This window comes from Streptomyces sp. NPDC058375 (assembly GCF_042723425.1).
GTDB classification, from domain to species: Bacteria; Actinomycetota; Actinomycetes; order Streptomycetales; family Streptomycetaceae; genus Streptomyces; species Streptomyces durocortorensis.
The window spans coordinates 1-4,878 of sequence record NZ_JBHXJG010000127.1; the positions used below are offsets into that span (position 1 = coordinate 1).

At 71.5% G+C, this 4,878-nt stretch carries 5 protein-coding genes; 3 read left to right on the forward strand and 2 right to left on the reverse strand.

What is annotated here, in order from left to right; genetic code table 11:
- Positions 1–58 precede the first annotated feature (58 nt).
- Entirely contained in the window at positions 59–919 is an 861-nt protein-coding gene (locus ACFWM7_RS20695; RefSeq protein WP_383262707.1) for an ABC transporter ATP-binding protein, read from the reverse strand.
- Between the two features lie 136 nt (positions 920–1,055).
- Here ACFWM7_RS20695 and ACFWM7_RS20700 point away from each other — a divergent pair, with 136 nt between their 5' ends.
- Both ACFWM7_RS20700 and ACFWM7_RS20705 read left to right on the forward strand, forming a co-directional pair.
- Positions 1,056–1,694 (forward strand): vitamin K epoxide reductase family protein, encoded by a 639-nt coding sequence (locus ACFWM7_RS20700; protein WP_383262708.1) that lies wholly within the window; start codon positions 1,056–1,058, stop codon positions 1,692–1,694.
- Positions 1,695–1,765: 71 nt separating this feature from the next.
- On the forward strand, positions 1,766–3,136 hold the full coding sequence (locus ACFWM7_RS20705) for a replication-associated recombination protein A (protein ID WP_383262709.1): 1,371 nt from the start codon (positions 1,766–1,768) through the stop codon (positions 3,134–3,136).
- 18 nt (positions 3,137–3,154) lie between these two features.
- Here ACFWM7_RS20705 and ACFWM7_RS20710 read toward each other — a convergent pair whose 3' ends face one another.
- On the reverse strand, positions 3,155–3,856 hold the full coding sequence (locus ACFWM7_RS20710) for a DUF2470 domain-containing protein (protein ID WP_383262712.1): 702 nt from the start codon (positions 3,854–3,856) through the stop codon (positions 3,155–3,157).
- A 191-nt stretch (positions 3,857–4,047) separates the two neighbouring features.
- Here ACFWM7_RS20710 and rpsD point away from each other — a divergent pair, with 191 nt between their 5' ends.
- The gene (gene rpsD, locus ACFWM7_RS20715; RefSeq protein ID WP_018524225.1) at positions 4,048–4,662 is read left to right on the forward strand and encodes a 30S ribosomal protein S4; all 615 of its coding nucleotides are present in this window, start codon (positions 4,048–4,050) and stop codon (positions 4,660–4,662) included.
- The last annotated feature ends 216 nt before the right edge of the window (positions 4,663–4,878 follow it).

Sequence of the window (4,878 nt, forward strand, 5' to 3'; positions counted from 1 at the left end):
CCCGCAGCCCGCGCCCCGTGCGTTTCACCACCGGGAAGCCCCGCCCCGGACCGCGCGGTCATCGGGCCGCCTCCGACTGCCCGGTGAGCCGCAGATACACGTCCTCCAAGGTGGTGGGCCGGGTGACCCGCAGCCCCGGGACCTCGCCGTCGAAGCGGGCGGCGAGCGCGGTGACCGTACGGGTCGGGGTCGCGGTCTCCTCCGAGCGCGGGGAGCCGTCGGGCTCCGTCCACTCGACGGTGGCCCCGCCGCCGAACCGGGCCCGCAGTTCCCCGGGGCTCCCCTCGGCGACCGCGGTGCCCGCCGTGATGACGACGAGCCGGTCGGCGAGCGCCTCGGCCTCCTCCAGGTAGTGCGTGGTGAGGAGGATGGTGGTGCCGTCGTCCGCGAGCAGCCGGATCAGCTCCCAGAATTGCCGCCGGGCGGCCGGGTCGAACCCGGTGGTCGGCTCGTCGAGCAGGAGCAGTTCGGGGGAGCCGATCACGCCGAGCGCCACATCGAGACGCCGCCGCTGACCCCCCGAGAGGGTCTTGGTCCGGGATTCCGACTTCGCCCCCAGGCCGACCAGGGCGATGGTCTCGTCGGGGTCGCGCGGACGCGGGTAGTAGCGCGCGAAGTGCTGGACCGTCTCCCGTACCGTCAACTCGGCGGGGGCGGATTCATCCTGCCAGACGATCCCGACCCGGGACCGTTGACGGCGGTCGGCCGTCGCCGGATCGGCGCCGAGGACCTCCACGCTCCCGGCGTCCCGGTCCCGCTGTCCCTGGAGCACACCCACGCAGGTGCTCTTCCCGGCGCCGTTCGGACCGAGCAGCCCGCACACCTCACCACGCCGGATGCCCAGGTCCAGGCCGTCCAGTGCGGTCACCCCGCCGTACCGCTTGCGCAGTCCGCGCACGTTCACCACGAGTTCCGTCATGGGTCCGAGCATTCCGTGGGGCCGACGATGCGCTGCCCACCGGCCGTACACCTTTATGTCCATCGAACGGTTGACCCGTACGGGGGTGCGGCACAATGACCTTGCCCGGCTGACCACTCGGTGACGGAACGGCGATATGACGACTGCAGCGGTAGACCACGACCTCTCCTCCGATCAGGACGAGGGCGGCCGCAAGCGCACCTTCGGGGCCGGACGCGGTCTCGCCCTGCTCCTGGTGATCACCGGCGCGGCCGGCCTGCTGGCCTCGTGGGTCATCACGCTCGACAAGTTCAAGCTGCTGGAGGACCCCTCCTTCACCCCCGGGTGCAGCCTCAACCCCGTCGTCGCGTGCGGCAACATCATGAAGAGCGAGCAGGCATCGGCGTTCGGGTTCCCCAACCCGATGCTGGGCCTGGTCACGTACGGCATGGTCATCGCGATCGGGATGGGCCTGCTCGCCGGGGCCCGCTACCGGAGCTGGTTCTGGCTCGGCCTGAACGCCGGGACGCTGTTCGGCGTCGGTTTCTGCACCTGGCTCCAGTACCAGTCGCTGTACAACATCAACTCGCTCTGCCTGTGGTGCTGCCTGGCCTGGGTCGCCACGATCACCATGTTCTGCTACGTGACCACGCACAACGTCAAGAACCGCATCCTCCCGGCCCCGGCGTGGCTGCGGAACGGGCTCACCGAGTTCCCCTGGGTGCTCCCGGTGATGTGGATCGGGATCATCGGCATGCTGATCCTGACCCGCTGGTGGGACTTCTGGACCAGCTGAGCGACACCTACGTTTTTTGGTAGGCGCCGGCGGCCGGTCCGCTGTCAGTGGGGTCGCATAGGCTTCATGACGTGGAGCCCGACCTCTTTACCGCAGCCGCCGAAGACCGCCAGGAGAAGGACCCGTCCAGCAGCCCCCTCGCTGTCCGGATGCGTCCGCGCATCCTCGACGAGGTCGTCGGCCAGCAGCATCTGCTGAAGCCGGGCTCGCCGCTGCGCCGTCTCGTCGGCGAAGGGGGCAGCGGCCCCGCCGGTGCGTCCTCGGTCATCCTGTGGGGCCCGCCCGGCACCGGCAAGACGACCCTGGCGTACGTGGTCAGCAAGGCCACCAACAAGCGGTTCGTCGAGCTCTCCGCGATCACCGCGGGCGTCAAGGAGGTCCGGGCCGTCATCGAGAGCGCGCGCCGAGCCACCGGTGGTTTCGGCAAGGAGACCGTCCTCTTCCTGGACGAGATCCACCGCTTCTCCAAGGCCCAGCAGGACTCCCTGCTCCCCGCCGTGGAGAACCGCTGGGTCACCCTCATCGCCGCCACCACGGAGAATCCGTACTTCTCGATCATCTCCCCGCTGCTCTCGCGCTCCCTGCTGCTCACCCTGGAGCCGCTGACCGACGACGACCTGCGCTCGCTGCTGCGCCGGGCGCTGACCGAGGAGCGGGGTCTCGGCGGGGCGGTCACCCTGCCCGAGGACGCCGAGGCGCATCTGCTGCGGATCGCGGGCGGCGACGCGCGCCGGGCGCTCACCGCGCTGGAGGCGGCGGCCGGTGCCGCCATCGCCACGCACGAGGCGGAGATCACGCTGGAGACGGTCGAGGCGACCGTCGACCGCGCCGCCGTGAAGTACGACCGTGACGGCGACCAGCACTACGACGTGGCCAGCGCGCTCATCAAGTCGATCCGCGGCTCCGACGTGGACGCCGCTCTGCACTATCTGGCCCGGATGATCGAGGCGGGGGAGGACCCGCGGTTCATCGCGCGGCGGCTGATGATCTCGGCCAGCGAGGACATCGGCCTGGCTGATCCCACCGCGCTGCCGACCGCCGTGGCCGCCGCCCAGGCGGTGGCCATGATCGGCTTTCCGGAGGCGGCGCTCACCCTCAGCCACGCCACCATCGCGCTGGCGCTCGCCCCCAAGTCCAACGCGGCGACGCTGGCGATCTCCGCCGCGCAGGACGACGTGCGCCGAGGGCTCGCCGGACCGGTCCCGGCCCATCTGCGCGACGGCCACTACAAGGGCGCCGCCAAGCTCGGCCACGCCCAGGGCTATGTCTATCCGCACGACGTGCAGGGCGGCATCGCCGCCCAGCAGTACGCCCCGGACGCGGTCCGCGACCGGCAGTACTACACCCCCACCCGCTACGGTGCCGAGGCGCGGTACGCGGATGTCGTCGAGCGCGTCCGCGAGCGCCTCGGCCGCGCCGGCGAGGGCACGGAGCCGTCGTAAGGCCCCCGGACCGCCGGGTCAGGACGCGGCCGCCTCGAAAAGGGTGTGCACGGCGCGACGCAGCTCGGTGACGTCCCGCACGGGCTCGGGGAACTCGAAGCGTGCGTCGAAGCACGCGTCCTTGCTCTCGACGAAGCGGACCCGCAGCCCGAAGCGGTCCAGTGCCACGGGCACGGCGCTCGGCCGGCCGGGCGCGCAGGCCCGGGCGGTGCGCTCGCCCAGCAGGCCGCACAGGGTGCGCATCTGCTCGTCGTGGGCGGAGGCCAGGTGCTGGAGCAGCTCCGCCTCGTGGTGGACCAGCGGGTCGGGGGCCGCGTCCCGGAAGTCCTCCGGCTCGATGTCCTCGGCGCCCCAGAGGTCGTCCACGTACGCCTCGCCGAACTCCAGGCGCAGCATCATCCGGCCGGGCTCGGCGATGCCGGGGACGGAGGTGAGCCAGCCGGAGACCCACGCGCGGCCGCGGATCCGGTGCGGCACGGAGACCGGGGCGACGTCCGTGAGCTCCAGCACGGCGGTCAGCTCGTCGCCCTGCGCGTGCGTCGCGGCCCGGACGGCCGGGGAATCCGCGGGGAATTCAAGGAACAGATCACCCTCGGGCCCCACCCTCCTGCTGGCCGGGACCAGGGGCTCCGCACGGGCCAGATCGAGGCCCGGTACGACGAGCAGTGCGGAGCAGGTACTCTGTACGAGAGTTCGTGTGCGCTCGGCTGCTGACGGCATCCGAGTGTTTTCTAGCCCGCTGGGACGCGGCTGACCACGATCTGATCGGCCTTCCGTCGTAGCAGCATCCTCCTCTGAGGTGCTGCCGCTGTCTGTGCTGTCCGTGACGTGAGTGGTGTTCCCAGGGCGAGACATGCGATCTCCTTGAGTAAGGTAAGCCTAACCTAACCTACAACGGAGGTCTGGAGAACGTGCCTAACCAGTCGCGTCCCAAGGTCAAGAAGTCGCGTGCCCTCGGCATCGCCCTGACGCCCAAGGCTGTCAAGTACTTCGAAGCTCGTCCGTACCCGCCGGGCGAGCACGGCCGTGGCCGCAAGCAGAACTCGGACTACAAGGTCCGTCTGCTGGAGAAGCAGCGCCTGCGTGCGCAGTACGACATCAGCGAGCGCCAGATGGCGCGCGCCTACGACCGCGCCAAGAAGGCCGAAGGCAAGACGGGCGAGGCGCTGGTCGTCGAGCTCGAGCGCCGCCTCGACGCCCTGGTCCTGCGTTCGGGCATCGCCCGCACCATCTACCAGGCCCGTCAGATGGTCGTCCACGGCCACATCGAGGTCAACGGTGGCAAGGTCGACAAGCCGTCCTTCCGCGTGCGCCCCGACGACGTCGTCCAGGTCCGCGAGCGCAGCCGCTCCAAGGTCCCCTTCCAGGTGGCCCGCGAGGGTGGCTACGACACCGACGGTGAGACCCCGCGCTACCTCCAGGTGAACCTGAAGGCCCTGGCCTTCCGCCTGGACCGGGATCCGAACCGCAAGGAGATCCCGGTGATCTGCGACGAGCAGCTCGTCGTCGAGTACTACGCCCGCTGATCCAGGCGTAGCCGCTCTCACCAGCGCTCCGGCCCGCCCCTCCCGGTCATCCGGGAGGCGGCGGGCCTTCGCGTTTGCCCCGGCCCGCCCGTCGCCGGCACCCCCCCCCCCCCCGCCCCCGCCCCCCCCCCCCCCCCCCCCCCGCCCCCCCCCCCCCCGCCCCCCGCCCCGCCCCCCCCCCCCCCCCCGCCCGCCCCCCCCCCCCCCCCCCACCAC

Excerpts from the sequence above, each read along its gene's own strand:
- ACFWM7_RS20695 (WP_383262707.1), bottom strand. The coding sequence starts at position 919 with ATGACGGAACTCGTGGTGAACGTGCGCGGACTGCGCAAGCGGTACGGC.
- ACFWM7_RS20710 (WP_383262712.1), bottom strand. The coding sequence starts at position 3,856 with ATGCCGTCAGCAGCCGAGCGCACACGAACTCTCGTACAGAGTACCTGC.
- ACFWM7_RS20700 (WP_383262708.1), top strand. The coding sequence starts at position 1,056 with ATGACGACTGCAGCGGTAGACCACGACCTCTCCTCCGATCAGGACGAG.